This window comes from Pseudomonas sp. 2FE (assembly GCF_005503735.1).
Taxonomy (GTDB): Bacteria; Pseudomonadota; Gammaproteobacteria; order Pseudomonadales; family Pseudomonadaceae; genus Aquipseudomonas.
The window spans coordinates 164,616-180,352 of the sequence record NZ_SCMO01000002.1 but is presented as its reverse complement, the minus strand read 5'-3'; the positions used below and the strand labels follow the sequence as shown (position 1 = coordinate 180,352).

The 15,737-nt window shown below is 64.9% G+C and carries 15 protein-coding genes; 9 read left to right on the top strand and 6 right to left on the bottom strand.

The genetic code is table 11. From position 1 onward, the window contains the following. Positions 1 to 14: 14 nt before the first annotated feature. Both FFS12_RS05970 and FFS12_RS05960 read right to left on the bottom strand, forming a co-directional pair. A complete protein-coding gene (locus tag FFS12_RS05970) occupies positions 15 to 2,399 on the bottom strand; it encodes a penicillin acylase family protein (RefSeq protein ID WP_137885991.1) in 2,385 nt (794 codons plus the stop codon). A 312-nt stretch (positions 2,400 to 2,711) separates the two neighbouring features. Then, positions 2,712 to 3,299, bottom strand: a complete 588-nt coding sequence (locus FFS12_RS05960) for a DUF6436 domain-containing protein (RefSeq protein WP_137885989.1) — start codon at positions 3,297 to 3,299, stop codon at positions 2,712 to 2,714. 130 nt (positions 3,300 to 3,429) lie between these two features. Here FFS12_RS05960 and FFS12_RS05955 point away from each other — a divergent pair, with 130 nt between their 5' ends. Continuing rightward, positions 3,430 to 4,395 (top strand): alpha/beta hydrolase, encoded by a 966-nt coding sequence (locus FFS12_RS05955; protein WP_137885988.1) that lies wholly within the window; start codon positions 3,430 to 3,432, stop codon positions 4,393 to 4,395. Positions 4,396 to 4,412: 17 nt separating this feature from the next. Here FFS12_RS05955 and FFS12_RS05950 read toward each other — a convergent pair whose 3' ends face one another. Then, positions 4,413 to 5,180 (bottom strand): DUF2059 domain-containing protein, encoded by a 768-nt coding sequence (locus FFS12_RS05950; protein ID WP_137885987.1) that lies wholly within the window; start codon positions 5,178 to 5,180, stop codon positions 4,413 to 4,415. A gap of 78 nt (positions 5,181 to 5,258) precedes the next feature. Here FFS12_RS05950 and FFS12_RS05945 point away from each other — a divergent pair, with 78 nt between their 5' ends. Then, entirely contained in the window at positions 5,259 to 5,921 is a 663-nt protein-coding gene (locus FFS12_RS05945; protein WP_372239453.1) for a 2OG-Fe(II) oxygenase, read from the top strand. A 19-nt stretch (positions 5,922 to 5,940) separates the two neighbouring features. Continuing rightward, positions 5,941 to 6,441 carry a DUF523 domain-containing protein gene (locus FFS12_RS05940; protein ID WP_137885985.1) on the top strand — a complete coding sequence of 167 codons (501 nt, stop codon included), beginning with the start codon at positions 5,941 to 5,943 and terminating at the stop codon, positions 6,439 to 6,441. Positions 6,442 to 6,626: 185 nt separating this feature from the next. Here FFS12_RS05940 and serA read toward each other — a convergent pair whose 3' ends face one another. Beyond that, positions 6,627 to 7,856, bottom strand: coding sequence for a phosphoglycerate dehydrogenase (serA, locus tag FFS12_RS05935; protein WP_137885984.1), 1,230 nt, complete (start codon positions 7,854 to 7,856; stop codon positions 6,627 to 6,629). A 200-nt stretch (positions 7,857 to 8,056) separates the two neighbouring features. On the opposite strand from serA, the gene FFS12_RS05925 reads away from it, so the two are divergent. The 4 genes from FFS12_RS05925 to FFS12_RS05910 all read left to right on the top strand — a co-directional run bounded on the left by FFS12_RS05925 (position 8,057) and on the right by FFS12_RS05910 (position 12,222). Next, a complete protein-coding gene (locus FFS12_RS05925; protein ID WP_137885983.1) occupies positions 8,057 to 9,451 on the top strand; it encodes an FAD-binding oxidoreductase in 1,395 nt (464 codons plus the stop codon). 113 nt (positions 9,452 to 9,564) lie between these two features. After that, positions 9,565 to 10,230, top strand: a complete 666-nt coding sequence (locus tag FFS12_RS05920; RefSeq protein WP_137885982.1) for a fumarylacetoacetate hydrolase family protein — start codon at positions 9,565 to 9,567, stop codon at positions 10,228 to 10,230. A 90-nt stretch (positions 10,231 to 10,320) separates the two neighbouring features. Next, positions 10,321 to 11,229, top strand: a complete 909-nt coding sequence (locus tag FFS12_RS05915) for an SdiA-regulated domain-containing protein (RefSeq protein WP_137885981.1) — start codon at positions 10,321 to 10,323, stop codon at positions 11,227 to 11,229. 72 nt (positions 11,230 to 11,301) lie between these two features. Continuing rightward, entirely contained in the window at positions 11,302 to 12,222 is a 921-nt protein-coding gene (locus tag FFS12_RS05910) for an SdiA-regulated domain-containing protein (RefSeq protein ID WP_137885980.1), read from the top strand. Between the two features lie 14 nt (positions 12,223 to 12,236). Here the strand turns inward: FFS12_RS05910 and rpiA are convergent, their stop codons facing one another. Next, positions 12,237 to 12,908, bottom strand: coding sequence for a ribose-5-phosphate isomerase RpiA (rpiA, locus tag FFS12_RS05905; RefSeq protein WP_137885979.1), 672 nt, complete (start codon positions 12,906 to 12,908; stop codon positions 12,237 to 12,239). Between the two features lie 142 nt (positions 12,909 to 13,050). On the opposite strand from rpiA, the gene ilvA reads away from it, so the two are divergent. Together ilvA and FFS12_RS05895 are read left to right on the top strand one after the other, a co-directional pair. Next, the gene (gene ilvA / locus FFS12_RS05900) at positions 13,051 to 14,565 is read left to right on the top strand and encodes a threonine ammonia-lyase, biosynthetic (RefSeq protein ID WP_137819259.1); all 1,515 of its coding nucleotides are present in this window, start codon (positions 13,051 to 13,053) and stop codon (positions 14,563 to 14,565) included. Between the two features lie 53 nt (positions 14,566 to 14,618). After that, positions 14,619 to 15,059, top strand: a complete 441-nt coding sequence (locus FFS12_RS05895; RefSeq protein WP_137885978.1) for a DUF2269 family protein — start codon at positions 14,619 to 14,621, stop codon at positions 15,057 to 15,059. 1 nt (position 15,060) lies between these two features. Here the strand turns inward: FFS12_RS05895 and FFS12_RS05890 are convergent, their stop codons facing one another. Then, positions 15,061 to 15,714: an HAD family phosphatase gene (locus FFS12_RS05890; RefSeq protein WP_137885977.1), complete on the bottom strand. Its 654-nt coding sequence runs from the start codon at positions 15,712 to 15,714 to the stop codon at positions 15,061 to 15,063. Positions 15,715 to 15,737: the final 23 nt, after the last annotated feature.

Sequence of the window (15,737 nt, the reverse complement as noted above, 5' to 3'; positions counted from 1 at the left end):
TGCGGCGAGCCGGCCTACTGGGCCGGCAGCAGTGTCAGCCTGCCTTGGGTAGTGGCCGCCACTTCCGACTCTTCGAAGTGCTGCGGCAGGTAGCCGCCCTGGATATAGGTTGGCGCCTGATCCGCATAGTGCCGATCGAAGCGCACGCCGCTCTGGCCGACCGGGTTGATGCCGAGGCTGTGGGCCGGGTCGGCGAAGTCGATCAGGCGGCGGGTCGACGGGCCGTAGACCACTTGCCAGGGCGCCGGGCCGACACGGGCAGAGAGGTTGTTCGGCGTCTCGTGACCGCCCGGGGCGGCAAAGGGGCCGACGTTGAACAGCTTATCCAGCGGCTTTTGCTGACCGAGCGGATGGCCGTGGCTGAGGCTATGGGCCTTGCCCCAGTCCCAGCCGGCGGGATCGTCGCCGAGGGTTTGCTTGAGGTGGGCGAGGCTGGCCTGCCAGGCCGCTTTGACGGTATCGGCGCGGCTTTCGGGTGTCGGCGTGTTGCGGTTGTCCCACCAGGGCGAGTCGGCGTCAGCCGCCAGCCGTGGCAAGGCGAGGTCGAGCACGCGGGTCGACAGCAGGTTGTCGAAGAAGGCATCGCCAAGTTCGTCGTGCAGGGCGCTATCGGCCAGTTGGAACAACAGCTGGTTGAACAACGTGGCGCTGCTCGAATCGAGCGGGTGGTCGCCTGGCCAGGTCGCCAGCTGTTCGAGCAGCGCGCGCTCTTCCGGCGCCGTCACCACTTCGCGCAGCGCCGGCAGCAACGGCGCGAGCAGACGCGGGCCGTAGCCGGTGGCGGTGTCGAGCTGCAGCGCCTGGCTGTTGTCCAGGTTCCACTTCACCGAGTCGTCGGCCAGCTGTCGGTCGAGGCGCTGGCCGCGGTCCGGCAGGTTGTAGTAACCGGGAATCTCGATGGCCGTCGGCGAAACTGGCTGGAAGTTGGCGGAGACGATATAGCCGCGGGCCGGGTTCTCTTCCTGGGGGTTGTCGCCGAACGGATAGAAGCCGTGCTTATCCGCCTCGGCGGTGCTGCCGTCGAGGATGAAGTTCGGGTTCACCCCGGCCGGGCGTTTTGGCAACTGCGCGGCCGCCCACCAGCCGATATCGCCCTTGGCGTTGGCCCAGACCAGGTTGAGGCCGGGGGCCTGGATTTTCGCCGCGGCGCTGCGCATCTTCGCCAGGCTGTCGGCGCGGTTGAGCCGGTAGAAACCGTCGAGCAGCGGGTTCTCGGTTTCGAGAAAGGCCCACCACATGGCGATCGGGGTGTTGCCGCCGCTGACGCCGAGGGCGTCGTTGATGATCGGGCCGTGGGGCGACTGACGCAGGCTCAGCTTGACCGGGGCCTCGCCCTTGACGCGGATTTCCTGCTCGCTGGTTTTCAGCTCGACCCACTGACCGTTGAACCAGACCTGATTGGCGTTGGTCGGGTTGAGCTTCTCGGCGATCAGGTCGAGGTCATCGTTCTGGAACATGGTCAGGCTCCAGCCGAAATCCAGGTTATGGCCGAGCGAGGCGAAGGGATTGAGCGCCTGGTGGTGTCCGTACAGCTCGAAGCCCGGCGCCGACAGTTGCGCCTCGTACCACACCGCCGGCACGGCGAAGCGGATATGCGGGTCGCCGGCCAGCAATGGCTTGCCACTTTCGGTGCGGCTGCCGGCGATGGCCCAGGCGTTGCTGCCCTCGAACTGCGGCAGGCCGGCTTCGACCAGCGCCTGCTGGCTGATCCGGGCGATGGCGTTGAGATCTTGCCAGTCGCCGGCGGCCAGGCTGGCCTGACCGACCACGCCTCGTGGGTGCCAGTCGAGGTCGAACAGCTTCAGGTAGTCGGCGCCCAGCTCATCGCGCACATAGGTCAGGACCGGCTCGGTGCGCAAGGCCGCGGCAAAGCTGTAGGCCATATAGCCGGCGACGCTGACGGTATCTGCCGCGGTGAAGGGCCGCGGCTCGATCCCCAGCAGGTCGAACTCGATAGGTTTGGCGTGGCTGGCCTGGTATTGGTTGATGCCGTCCAGATAGGCCGCCAGCGCCTGCCAGGATGGTGACTGCTGGTCGAGCTTGGCCACGTACTCGTCGGCATGCTCGCGGATGCGCAGGGTGCGGAACAGGCGGTCGGTGTCGAGCAGCTTGGCGCCGAGCACTTCCGCCAGCTCGCCACGCGCCAGGCGGCGGAGCATCTCCATCTGGAACAGGCGGTCCTGAGCCTGCACATAGCCCAGCGCGCGGTACATATCCGTTTCGTTCTGGGCCTTGATATGCGGCACACCGCGCTCGTCGTAACGCACACTCACCGCCGCCTGCAGATGCGCGATCTGCACTTGGCCGTCGCGGACCGGCTGTTTGCTCTGGACATACCAGGTCGCGCCGGCAGCTACGGCGGCAACCACCATCGCGAGGGCAGTCAGGGTGCGCTTCATCGAGTTCTCCTTGTTCTTATCGGGCGCGGGCAGGCGCGGCAATCGCAGAGCGCCCTGCATTCTGCGCCGCTTATCGTACGAGGCGCTGGCCAGGCGATCCGCGAAGTGGCCCGCGCCTGTGGCTTTGCCGAGCTGTCGCCCTTCTCTTGTGGGGCAACAGCTGCATGGATGCAGGCGGCAGGGCGGCGCGGGATGCCAATGCAGAGGGAGTGAAGCAAAGAACAAGGCGTAGGCCGGGTAGAGCCGTTTTTTGGCGAAACCCAGCCAACAGACCGTGATAGGTAAGTGAATTAATCAGGCGGGCCACTAGATTTATGGCGCTTTACTGGCGGTTTCCGGCCACGGGCAGTAACAGCCGACGGCCAGGGTATGGGTGGCGTTGACCGGCCGGCCCTGCGCCAGCGCTTCGAGAATCGGCTCGATAAAGCTGTTGCTGGAGCTGCAGGTCGCGCCTTCGCTGTAGGGGCCGAAGTAGGCCAGGCGCCCGTCTTTATCCCAGATGCCGACGGCGGGGCTAGCGGGCAGTTGCTCGGCGCCGGGCAAGTGGCTCAGCGGCTGCAACGCCCTCAGGCTGTCCGGCAATTGCCCATGGCTGCCGGGTTTCTGCACGGCATAGAAGGCCACGCCTTGCGGCGCGAAGTGTTCGAGGAGTTCCGCCAGGTGCTGCTGGTTGCCGACATTGCACGGGCAGGCGGGGTCCCAGAAGTGCACCACGCGGACCGGCCCCGGCCCCGCCAACTCGTCCGGCAGGCGCAGGTCATCGCCGGCGAACAGCGCGGTCTGTTCGCTGAAGGGGCGGATATAGCGCGCTTCGAACCAGCGGAAGGCGACGAACATGGCGCCCAGCCAAACCACGGCGAGCAGGCCGGCGAGCAGAGTTTTACGGCGAGGCGGGCGCATAACAGGTCTCGACTAGGGGCGCGTAGCTTGCCATGTCGCGCCCGGCAGCTGAATATCGGCAGCCGCCGCCGGGCGGACAAATCCTCGAGGGATGTCCGCCGCTTATCTTAAGAAGTCCGTGGAAAGTCTTATGCCAGAGCGTTTTCAGCCCGATACCCTGCGTCTGCGTCTGCGTCTGCGCCTGCGACCCTTGGCCGCAGCGGCGGCCGAGCTGCCGGAGGTACAGGCCTATCGGCGCTTCTACGGTCTCGACCTGGCTCAGCGCTATCCGCGCGTGCACAGCCGTCTCGGCTGCTTTCAGGCGGCGGGCTACGAGATAGTCGCCCAGCTCTGGTTGCCCAAACAGCCGGTTGCGACCTTGCTGCTGCAGCATGGCTACTACGACCATATGGGGTTGTATCGGCACGTGATCGACTGGGCGCTGGGCCTGGGCTTCGCCGTGCTTGCCTGTGATCTACCCGGGCATGGCCTGTCCAGCGGGGCGCGCGCCAGTATCGGCGACTTCGCCGACTATCAGGCGGTGCTCCAGGGCCTGTTCGTCGAAGCCGCCGCGCTCGAGTTGCCGCAGCCCTGGCACCTGTGCGGGCAGAGTACCGGCGGGGCGATTCTGATCGACTTCTTGCTGAACGATGGCCTGTTGCACGCTGGCGGGCGTCCCGAACTGGGCGAGACCATCCTGCTCGCGCCGCTGGTGCGGCCCCGCGCCTGGGGCTGGTCGAAGTTCAGCTATCGCCTGCTCAAACCCTTCGTCAGGGGGATTGAGCGGCGCTTCAACGCCAACTCCAACGACGCCGACTTTCTCGCGTTCGTCCAGCGCGACCCCTTGCAGCCGCTGAGTCTGCCGACCGCTTGGGTGGGTGCGCTGGCGCGCTGGGTGCCCTACATCGAGGCGGCGCCACGGAGTGCGCGGAGTCCGTTGATCGTGCAGGGCGCTGCCGACCTGACGGTGGACTGGCGCCATAACCTGGCGGTGCTGCGGGACAAATTCGCCAGCCCGACGGTGCTGATGCTGCCAGAGGCGCGCCATCATCTGGCGAATGAGTCCGCCGCGTTGCGGGCGCGCTACTTCGATTTTCTCACCGAGCGTTTGAGCTAAACCGCGAGCCCGGCCATTCAGATACCTGGCTGCGCCGGCGCCAGGTTGGCGCTGCTCTGGCCGACCGCCAAACCGGCGCGCATCGCCGCCAGAGCGGCTTGGTAGTAGGCCTTGCCGGCGGCGGACTCGGCGAAGGTGGCGAATTCTTCGAGTTCCGGGTCGGACAGGTCGCGGTAGACATAGAGCAACGTGTTGTCCAGATCGGCGCCGATCTGCTCCATCAAGCGCTGCCGCTGGCTGTTCAGCAAGCCTTGGGCCTGATCGGCGCCGAGCAGTCCGGGCATCATCTGGCTGAGACTGTCCGCGGCGACTCCGGCCAGCGCCAGGCTGACTTCGGCGCCGGCCTCTTTCGCCGGCAAGGCTTGGGCCAGGTGGCGGATCAGCAGGCGGCGGGTGGCGCTGGCTTCGGTTCTCGGCAGGCCGTTGGCGTGTCGGGCGAGTTGCTCGCGGTGGGTCGCGTTGACCTCGGCCGCGGTGATCTTGCGGCCCAGCGGCGATTGGAAAAACGCCAGCGCCGGGGCTGGGTCGGGCAGATTCTGCCGCAGCCCGGCCTGGGCGCGTTGATCCATGGCCTGGGGTGCGAAGCGCTGATTGCTGTTGTTGACCAGCGCCTGATAGACCGCTGGCGGCAAGCTGTTGCGGTAACGCTGCTGGGCGGCGCCGAGGGCATCACTGAAATGCGCGCGTTGCTGCGGCCAACCGGCCACCTGATAGAGCTGGGCGTGGTCGTCGGCCAGGGTTGGCAGACTGCAGAGCAACAACACAAAAGCAAAAAGGGCGCGCATAAGGACTCCTGTCGAGCAGGCGGCTATTTTCAGCGGCTTGACCCAGGCTTGTCGAGGCGCGTGAGCCGCGCTGGTAGAATCCTGGGCATGCCTACTACTACCGAACACTCACTGCTGTTAGCTATCGTCGACGACCTGGCCGAATCGGGCTGGTCGCAGCAGAACCACTTGGTTGCGCAAGATCTGACCCGCGAACTGGCGGCGGAGTGCCGTAAACGTGCGGCGCAAGGCGGCTTAAGCCCGGCCAGCATCGGCCGTGGTGCGACTCAGGTGGTGCGCGAGGGGGTTCGGGGCGACCAGATCCAGTGGCTGGAAAGGGGCCAGTCGGCGGCCTCCGATCGCTACTTGGAGCTGATGGAAGGCTTGCGCCAGGCGCTGAATCAAGGGCTCTACCTGGGGCTGGAGGATTACGAAAGCCACTTCGCCCTGTATCCGCCGGGGGCCTTCTACCAGAAGCATCTGGATCGCTTTCGCGACGATGATCGGCGGGCGGTCTCGGTCCTGCTCTACCTCAATCAGGACTGGCTGCCGGAGCACGGCGGCGCCTTGCGCCTGTATCTCAAGGGCGAGCCTGAGGCTGGCGAGGACCAGCAGGGCGAGCGGCTGCATGACATTGCCCCGCTGGGCGGCAGCCTGGTGGTGTTCATGTCGGCCGAGGTACCCCACGAGGTGCTGCCGGCGACGCGCGAACGCTTGTCACTGGCCGGTTGGTTCCGTCGCCGCGGCGCTAGGCCGTTGTAGGTTGGAGAGGGAGGACAGGATGCAGAAGATCTTGGTCAGCCGCTGTCTGCTCGGGCAGCGGGTGCGTTATGACGGCGGCGCCCACGGCCCGTTTGCGCTGCTGGCGCTTTGGCAGGCGCAAGGTCGCGTGGTGGCACTCTGTCCGGAAGTCGCCGGTGGTCTGCCGACGCCGCGGCCGCCGGCGGAGATTCCCGGCGGTCAGGGTGCCCAGGTGCTCGACGGCCAGCGCGCGGTACTGACGATTGAGGGCGAGGATGTCAGCGCGGCGTTTCTCGCCGGCGCGCAGCAGGCCCTGGAGCTGGTGCAGGCACAGGGCATTCGTCTGGCTGTGCTCAAGGCGCGCAGCCCGTCGTGCGGCAATAGTGAGAACTACGATGGCAGCTTTTCCGGTACGCGGGTCGTGGGCGAGGGCGTCACCGCCGCATTGCTCCGGCGCGCCGGGGTGCAGGTCTTTAGCGAGGAGGAGCTGCCGGCGGCGGCAGCGGCCTTGCTGGCCCTGGAAGCTGAAGCTGGCGCCTGAGCGAGGTGCCAGGCAAGCCTTCGGTGGAAAACCGCGTCGCGGAGTTTCCACCCTACGCAGACTTTCGCCTTGCGTAGGGTGGATGACGCTCTTCTCATCCACCAATTCAGGATGCCCACAAAAACCCATCGGAGCGCACACAAAAAAGGGAGGCCGAAGCCTCCCTTTTCGTTGCCCGAGGGCGCTTAGAACAGCACGCGGCTACGGATGGTGCCGTTGACGTGTTGCAGCTTCTCCAGCGCCAGGTCGGAGTAGTCGGCGTCGACGTCGATCACCACGTAGCCGACCTTCTCGTTGGTCTGCAGGTACTGACCGGAGATGTTGATGCCGTTGTCGGCGAACACCTTGTTGATCTCGCTCATCACGCCCGGCACGTTCGCATGGATGTGCAGCAGGCGGTGCTTGCCGGGGTGGGCGGGGAGCGCCACTTCCGGGAAGTTGACCGAGGACACCGAGGTGCCGTTGTCGCTGTACTTGACCAGCTTCTCGGCGACTTCCAGACCGATGTTGGCTTGCGCCTCGGCCGTCGAGCCGCCGATGTGCGGGGTCAGGATCACGTTGTCCAGGCCGCGCAGCGGGCTCTCGAACTCCTCATCGTTGGAGCGCGGCTCGACCGGGAACACGTCGATGGCGGCGCCGATCAGGTGCTTGTCCTTGATCGCATCGGCCAAGGCGTCCAACTCGACCACAGTGCCACGGGCGGCGTTGATCAGGATGCCGCCCTTCTTCATCGCGCGGACTTCCGGCTCGCCGATCATCCACTGGGTGGACGGCAGTTCCGGTACGTGCAGCGAGACGATATCGGCCAGGCTGAGCAGATCGTGCAGCTTGCCGACCTGGGTGGCGTTACCCAGCGGCAGCTTGGTCACCGTGTCATAGAAGTACACCTGCATGCCCAACGCCTCGGCCAGCACCGAGAGCTGGGTGCCGATCGAGCCGTAGCCGACTATGCCGAGCTTCTTGCCGCGGATCTCGAAGGAATTGGCCGCGCTCTTGATCCAGCCGCCACGGTGGCAGGAGGCGTTCTTCTCCGGGATGCCGCGCAGCAGCAGGATGGCTTCGGCCAGCACCAGCTCGGCCACCGAGCGGGTGTTCGAGTAGGGGGCGTTGAATACCGCGATGCCGCGCTCGCGGGCGGCATTCAGGTCGACCTGGTTGGTGCCGATGCAGAAGCAACCGACCGCGACCAGCTTCTTCGCACAGTCGAAGATCTCTTCGGTCAGTTGAGTGCGCGAGCGAATGCCGATGAAATGGGCGTCGGCGATCTTTTCCTTGAGTTGCTCTTCGGGCAGCGAGCCGGTCAGGTACTCAATGTTGGTGTAGCCGGCAGCCTTGATGGTGTCCACGGCGGATTGATGGACGCCTTCCAGGAGAAGGAACTTGATCTTGCTCTTGTCGAGAGAGGTCTTGCTCATCTGAGTACCTGTTGTCCCGGTGAAAATGTCAGGGAAAGCGGACGGCGCGGGCCAGCCGAGCCGGCGTGGAGCCGCTGCCGCAAACCGAGCCGAGGGCACGATTCGCGGGGTGCGTATGCTAGCATGTTCTCCTTTTTCCTTGCTCGGTTGCGACCTGAAACGTTCTCAGGGCGACCATGAATATTGCGAGAGTTCCGTAGATGACCGACGTTGCCCTGATTGAACAGCTGAAGACCCTGGTTGAGCCTGGCAAGGTGCTGACCGACGCCGACTCCCTGGACACCTACGGCAAGGACTGGACCAAGCATTTCGCCCCGGCGCCGCTGGCCATTGTCTTCCCCAAGAGCATCGAGCAGGTGCAGGCCATCGTCCGTTGGGCCAACGAGCGGAAGGTCGCGCTGGTGCCTTCGGGCGGCCGTACCGGGCTGTCTGCCGCCGCCGTCGCCGCCCATGGCGAAGTGGTGGTGGCCTTCGACTACATGAACCAGATTCTGGCCTTCAGCGAATTCGACCGCACGGCTGTCTGCCAGCCGGGTGTGATCACCAAACAGCTGCAGATGTTCGCCGAAGAACAGGGCCTGTACTACCCGGTGGACTTCGCCTCGGCCGGTTCCAGTCAAATTGGCGGCAATATCGGCACCAATGCCGGCGGCATCAAGGTGATTCGCTACGGCATGACCCGCAATTGGGTGGCCGGGCTGAAAGTCGTCACCGGCAAGGGTGATCTGCTGGAACTGAACAAAGACCTGATCAAAAACGCCACCGGCTACGACCTGCGCCAGCTGTTCATCGGCGCCGAAGGCACCCTGGGTTTCGTGGTCGAAGCCACCATGCGCCTCGATCGCGCCCCGCAGAACCTCACCGCGATGGTGCTCGGCGCGGCCGATTTCGATTCGATCATGCCGGTGCTGCATGCCTTCCAGAACAAGCTGGACCTGACCGCCTTCGAGTTTTTCTCCGACAAGGCGCTGGCCAAGGTGCTGGCGCGTGGCGATGTGCCGGCGCCGTTCGAAACCGCTTGCCCCTTCTATGCACTGCTGGAATTCGAAGCCTGCACCGAGGAAGTCGCCAACGCGGCGTTGGCCACCTTCGAGCAGTGCGTCGAGCAGGGCTGGGTGCTCGATGGCGTGATGAGCCAGAGCGAACAGCAACTGCAGAACCTCTGGAAGCTGCGCGAGTTCATCTCCGAGACCATCTCGCACTGGACCCCGTACAAGAACGATATTTCGGTGACCGTGGCGAAAGTTCCGGCCTTCTTGCACGATATCGACGCTATAGTCGCTCAGCACTACCCGGACTTCGAGATCGTCTGGTTCGGCCATATCGGCGACGGCAACCTGCACCTGAACATCCTCAAGCCGGACAACCTGAGCAAGGACGAATTCTTCGCCAAGTGCGCCACGGTGAACAGGTGGGTGTTCGAGATAGTGCAGAAGTACAACGGCTCGATCTCCGCCGAACATGGCGTCGGCATGACCAAGCGCGATTACCTGAGCTACAGCCGGTCGGAAGCCGAGATTGCCTATATGAAGGCGATCAAGGCCGTCTTCGACCCCAATGGCATCATGAACCCCGGCAAGATCTTCGCCGTTTAGCCATCGTAGGGCGGCCTCGCCCCGCTCTAGCGGGGCAGCCCGCCGGACAACCCGATCGGCGGGCTGTCGCTGCGCGACGAGGCCGCCCTACGCATCACCCTCGAGGAGCGCCCATGAGCTACCAGCATCAGTACGTCGATGGCACCCGCATTCACTTCCCGCTGGGCAAGGTGGTCTGCATTGGCCGCAACTATGCCGAGCACGCCAAGGAGCTGGATAACCCGGTGCCGAGCGAGCCGCTGTTGTTCATCAAACCGGGCAGCTGCGTGGTGCCGCTGGAGGGTGGCTTCAGCATTCCCGAGGATCGCGGCGTGGTGCATTACGAGGCGGAAATCGCCGTGCTGATCGGCAAGCCCTTGTCGCGCACGCCGAACCAGGAAGAGGTGCTGGACGCCATTTCCGGCTTCGCCCCGGCGCTCGACCTGACCCTGCGTGACGTGCAAGCCAGGCTCAAGGAGAAGGGCTATCCCTGGGAAGTCGCCAAGGCCTTCGACGGCGCCTGCGTGCTCGCGCCCTTCGTGCCGGGCAGCGCAATCGAAGACCTGACCGACATCGGCATTCGCCTGAGCATCAACGGCGAAGTGCGCCAGGACGGTAACAGTCGCGACATGCTCAACCCGATCCTGCCGATGATCCAACACATCTGCGGCCACTTCAGTCTGCAACCGGGCGACGTGCTGCTGACCGGCACGCCGGCCGGCGTCGGCCCGCTGAGCCAGGACGATGAGCTGGTGCTGGAGTTGGTCGGCCATTCGCGCTTCGACAGCCGGGTGCTCTGACCCTGGGGTGCGGCGCTGACCGCGCCGGTAAAGGAACCTTAACCGATAAAGGTTAGTCTGAGCCCTTATCGTTCAGCCGAGTCGTCGTCGATGCCTGCCTTGCTCTCCCGCTTTCTCCGTCCGCACTGGCTGGCCCTGACCGCCGCGCTGTTCGCCGGCGCCACGCTGATCGACTACCTGCACTGGGACGCCCGCGCCTACTTCTGGCTCAAGGAGCAGCACCTGTCCAAGGGTGAGCGCGACGCCAGCGTCTGGCTACCGGGTTACAACGCGGTGCTCCAGGCCAAGCTGCTGGAAGGGCTGGAAGACGACGAAACCTCGGGCCTGACCTACAACCCGCTCAGCGGCACCCTGTTCACCGTCACCGGCAAGCATCCGCTGCTGGTCGAGCTGTCGCGCCAGGGCGAGGTGCTGCGGCGCATCGAGCTGCTCGGCTTCTCCAACCCCGAGGGCGTTGAGGTGTTGGGCGATGGCCGCCTGGCAATCATCGACGAGCGCACGCGGCAGCTGACGGCCTTCGCCCTGTCCGATGTCGCCGAGAGCATCGATGCGCGCGACCTGGAGTCCTTCGATCTGGGCTTTGCCGATGCCGGCAACAAGGGTTTCGAAGGCATCGCCTGGGATGAGCGCCACCAGCGCCTGCTGCTGGCCAAGGAGCGCAGCCCGCTGGGCCTGTTCAGCCTGCCGTTTCCCGGCGAGGAGGGCGCCGCCGGGGTGATGCAGTCGATGCCGGCCGGGCATCTATTCGTCCGCGATCTGTCTTCGCTGACCGTTGACCCGCGCACCGGCCACACCCTGGTACTGTCCGACGAGTCGCGGCTGTTGCTGGAGCTGGACGAGCAGGGCGAACCGCTCAGCTTTATCAGCCTGATCGGCGGGCTGAATGGCCTGGAACACGGCATCCAGCAGGCCGAGGGCGTGGCCATGGACGAAGCGGGCGATATCTACGTGGTCGGCGAGCCCAATCTCTTCTATGTGTTCCGCAAGGACCCCACCTAACTAGGGCGTTAAGCTTCAATTCGGTGTGGCTATGTTATTTCTAGCGGATCTTGCCCTAGTGAGCTCAACCGAATGCATCGCCTGCTAACCCTGAAGCGCCTGCTGGGCGTCCTGTTGCTGGGCATGTTGTTGCTGTTGGCGGTGGTGGCCCAGGAGTTTCGCCTGTTCGAGCGGGCCTGGTTCCAAGTACAGGAATGGCGCCATGGCAGCGAGTGGCGGGCGGTCTCGATCTGGCTGCCGGATTATCGGGTGGTCATCGAAGCGCAGCCGATTGCCGGGCTCGACGATGATGTCTCGGCACTGACCTACGACCCGGACCGCAAGACGCTGTTCACCGTCACCAACCAAAATTCGCAGCTCATCGAGTTGTCGCTGGATGGGCGGATTCTGCGGCGCATTCCCCTGCTGGGGTTTGGCGATCCGGAGGCGATCGAGTACATCAGCCCGGGTCTCTATGTGATCACCGACGAGCGTTTACAGCGTCTGATCAAGGTGCGCCTGGGCGAAGGCTCGGCACCGATCGAGGCTGCCGACGCCCAGCAACTGACGCTGGGCATCGGCCTCAGCGGCAACAAAGGTTTCGAGGGGCTGGCCTACGATCCGGCCGGCAAGCGCCTGTTCGTCGCCAAGGAGCGCGACCCGGTGCGCATCTATGAGGTGCACGGCTTTCCCCATACCCATCCAGAGCGCCCCTTCGCCGTGCATGTGGTCGACGACCCCGAGCGCGATGCCGGCTTGTTCGTCCGAGACCTGTCCAGTCTCGACTTCGACCAGCGCAGCGGCCATCTGCTAGCGCTGTCCGATGAGTCGCGGCTGGTGCTGGAGCTGAATGCCGACGGCCGGCCGATCAGCAGCCTGTCGCTGCTGCGCGGTCAGCACGGGCTGAAGAAATCCGTGCCGCAGGCCGAAGGCATTGCCAGCGACGATGCCGGTACTATCTACCTGGTCAGCGAGCCGAACCTGTTTTACCTGTTCAAGAAGAAGCCCGAGTGATCGGCTGCGGTCGATCAGCGGCGCAGGGTTCTTACCCCGTCCGCGGTGCCCAGCAGCAGCAAGTCGGCTGGGCGTGCGGCGAATAAGCCATTGCAGACCACGCCGACTATGGCGTTGATCTGCGCTTCCAGCTCGCGGGGGTTGCCGATCTGCAGGTTGAACACGTCGAGGATGATATTGCCGTTGTCGGTGGTCACCCCTTCGCGATACACCGGATCGCCGCCGAGCTTGACCAGTTCGCGGGCGACATGGCTGCGGGCCATGGGGATGACTTCCACCGGCAGCGGGAAGGTCCCGAGCAGCGGCACCAGTTTGCTTCCGTCGGCGATGCAGACGAAGGTCTTGGCCACCGCGGCGACGATTTTCTCGCGAGTCAGTGCCGCGCCGCCGCCCTTGATCAGTTCCAGGCGCTCGTTGCTCTCGTCGCAGCCATCCACGTAGAACTCCAGGTCGCTAACGGTGTTCAGCTCGTAGACTGGAATGCCGTGGCCTTTCAGGCGCTGTGCGGTGGCTTCCGAGCTGGCCACGGCGCCGTCGAAGGCGGCTTTGTGCTGGGCCAGGGCGTCGATAAAGCAGTTGGCGGTGGAGCCGGTGCCGACCCCGACGATGCTCTTGTCATCGAGTTGCGCAAGGATGAAGTCGACAGCGGCCTGCGCCACTGCTTGTTTGAGCTGATCCTGAGTCATGCGGGCTCCACGGCGAACGGAAAAACTGAAGGCGCGGATTATAGCGGCATGGCGCGGCAAAACCCCGGGATTCGTATGGTCGTTCGGCGGACGCCTGGGGTAGACTCCGTGATCCCTGCAAGCCTGCCTGCGATGCCTCCCGATGCTCGAACAGTACGTCAAAAAAATCCTTACCTCGCGGGTCTATGACATCGCGGTGGAAACCCCCCTGCAATCTGCTCATCAGCTGTCCGAGCGCCTCGGCAACCAGGTTCTGCTCAAGCGCGAAGACCTGCAGCCGGTGTTCTCCTTCAAGATTCGCGGCGCTTACAATAAGCTGGCGCAATTGACCGCGGTGGAGCTGGCGCGCGGCGTGGTGACGGCCTCGGCGGGTAATCACGCCCAGGGCGTGGCCCTGGCGGCGAAGGAGCTGGGCATCAAGGCGACTATCGTCATGCCCAAGACCACGCCGGAGATCAAGGTGCATGGCGTGCGTTCGCGCGGCGGCAAAGTGGTGCTGCATGGCGATTCCTTCCCCGAGGCGCTGGCCTATTCGCTGAAGCTGGTCGAGGAAAAGGGCTACGTCTACATCCACCCCTACGACGACCCGCACACCATCGCCGGCCAGGGCACGGTGGCCATGGAAATCCTGCGCCAGCATCCCGGCCAACTGGACGCGATCTTCGTGCCGGTCGGCGGCGGTGGGCTGATCGCCGGGATCGCCGCCTACGTCAAATACCTGCGCCCGGAGATCAAGGTGATCGGCGTCGAGCCGGACGACTCCAACTGCCTGCAAGCGGCGATGGCCGCCGGCGAGCGCGTGGTGCTGAGCCAGGTCGGCTTGTTCGCCGATGGCGTGGCGGTGGCGCAAATCGGCAAGCACACCTTCGATATCTGCCGCGACTATGTCGACGAGGTGCTGACGGTTAGCACCGACGAGATCTGTGCGGCGATCAAGGACATCTACGACGACACTCGCTCGATCACCGAGCCGGCCGGCGCCCTGGGCGTGGCCGGGATCAAGAAATACGTCGAGCGTGAAGGCTGCAGCGGCCAGGTGCTGGTGGCCATCGATTCGGGCGCCAACGTCAACTTCGACCGCCTGCGGCATGTCGCCGAGCGCGCCGAGCTGGGCGAGGGCCGCGAGGCGATCATCGCCGTGACCATCGCGGAGAAGCCGGGCAGTTTCAAGGCGTTCTGCGAGGCCATCGGCAAGCGCCAGATCACCGAGTTCAATTACCGCTACCACAGCGACAAAGAGGCGCACATCTTCGTCGGTGTGCAGACCCACCCGGAGACCGACCCGCGGGAGGCGCTGGTGAAAAACCTGCAGGTGCAGGGTTTCCCGGTGCTCGACCTGACCGACAACGAACTGGCCAAGCTGCATATCCGCCACATGGTCGGCGGCCATGCGGTGCGGGTCAGCGATGAGGTGGTGTATCGCTTCGAGTTCCCCGAGCGGCCGGGTGCGCTGTTCAACTTCCTGCACAAGCTCGGCGGGCGCTGGAACATCTCGATGTTCCACTACCGCAACCACGGCGCCGCCGATGGGCGTGTGGTGGTCGGCCTGCAAGTGCCGACGGGCGAGCGCCATCTGGTGCCGACGGCGCTGGGGGAGATCGGCTATCCGTACTGGGATGAGAGCGATAACCCGGCCTATCAACTGTTTCTCGGTTAAGCACCTGCGGGCGGCCTTCTAGGCTCAATAAGATTATTGACAGGGATGCAATGATGGATCACTACCTGCTGCTGAAGATTCTCCACAGTCTGCCCGCCGCCCTGCTGCCGCTCGGTGTGATTGCCCATCTCGTGCTGCTGTGGAAGGCCCGTCAGCGTGCCGAGCCGGGCGTGCTGCCCCGCAAGCTGCGCCGCACTCGCCTGATCAGCCTGCCGGTCATGGGCGTATTGGCCCTGACGCTGCCCGTCAGCGGCTGGCAGTTGGTGCATGGGGTCGGCTGGCCGCTGGGCCAGTTCTGGCTGCTCGGCAGTGCCGTGCTGTTTGGCCTGCTGATCCTCTTCGGCCTGCTGCTGGCCGGTCGCCTGGCCGCCTGGGAAGCGCTGGGCGATACGCCGGCGCCGCAGCGGCTGCTGCGTTTCAATCTGGCTTACGCCGCGGTGATCCTGCTGCTCCTGCTGGCGATTCTCGGCCTGATGGGGGCGAAACCGGCCTGATCTAGCGCAGGGAGATCACCGGCCAGCCACGGCGCTCGGCCTCGGCCCGCAGCTTCGGGTCGGGGTCGACGGCGATCGGCCGGCTGACTTGCTCCAAGAGCGCCAAATCGTTCATCGAATCGCTATAGAAGCAGCTGCCTTCCAGGTCAAAGCCGTTTTCCTGCAGCCAACGGTTGAGGCGGGTGACCTTGCCTTCGCGAAAGCACGGCACGTCAGTCATGCGCCCGGTATAGCGACCGTCGGCCAGCTCGCACTCGGTCGCCAGCAGGGTGTCGACGCCCAGGCGCGCGGCGATCGGCGCGGTGACGAAGCGGTTGGTGGCGGTGATGATCAGCAGCTGGTCGCCGGCCGCGCGGTGTTCGGCCAGCAGCGCTTCGCCCTTGGCCAGGATGATCGGCTCGATGCAGTCGCGCATGAACTCGCGATGCCACTGCTCGAGTTGCGCCATGTCGCTACGGCCAAGAATCTCCAGGCTGAAGTTCAGGTAATCGGTGATATTCAGGCGCCCGGCCAGGTAGTCCTGATAAAACGCATCGTTGCGCGCTTTATAGGCCACGCCGTCGAGAATCCCGCGCGCGCACAGGTAATCGCCCCAGGCGTGGTCGCTGTCGCCGGCCAACAAGGTGTTATCAAGATCGAATAAAGCCAGGCGCATGTTAGATTCTCGCTGCACTAGTT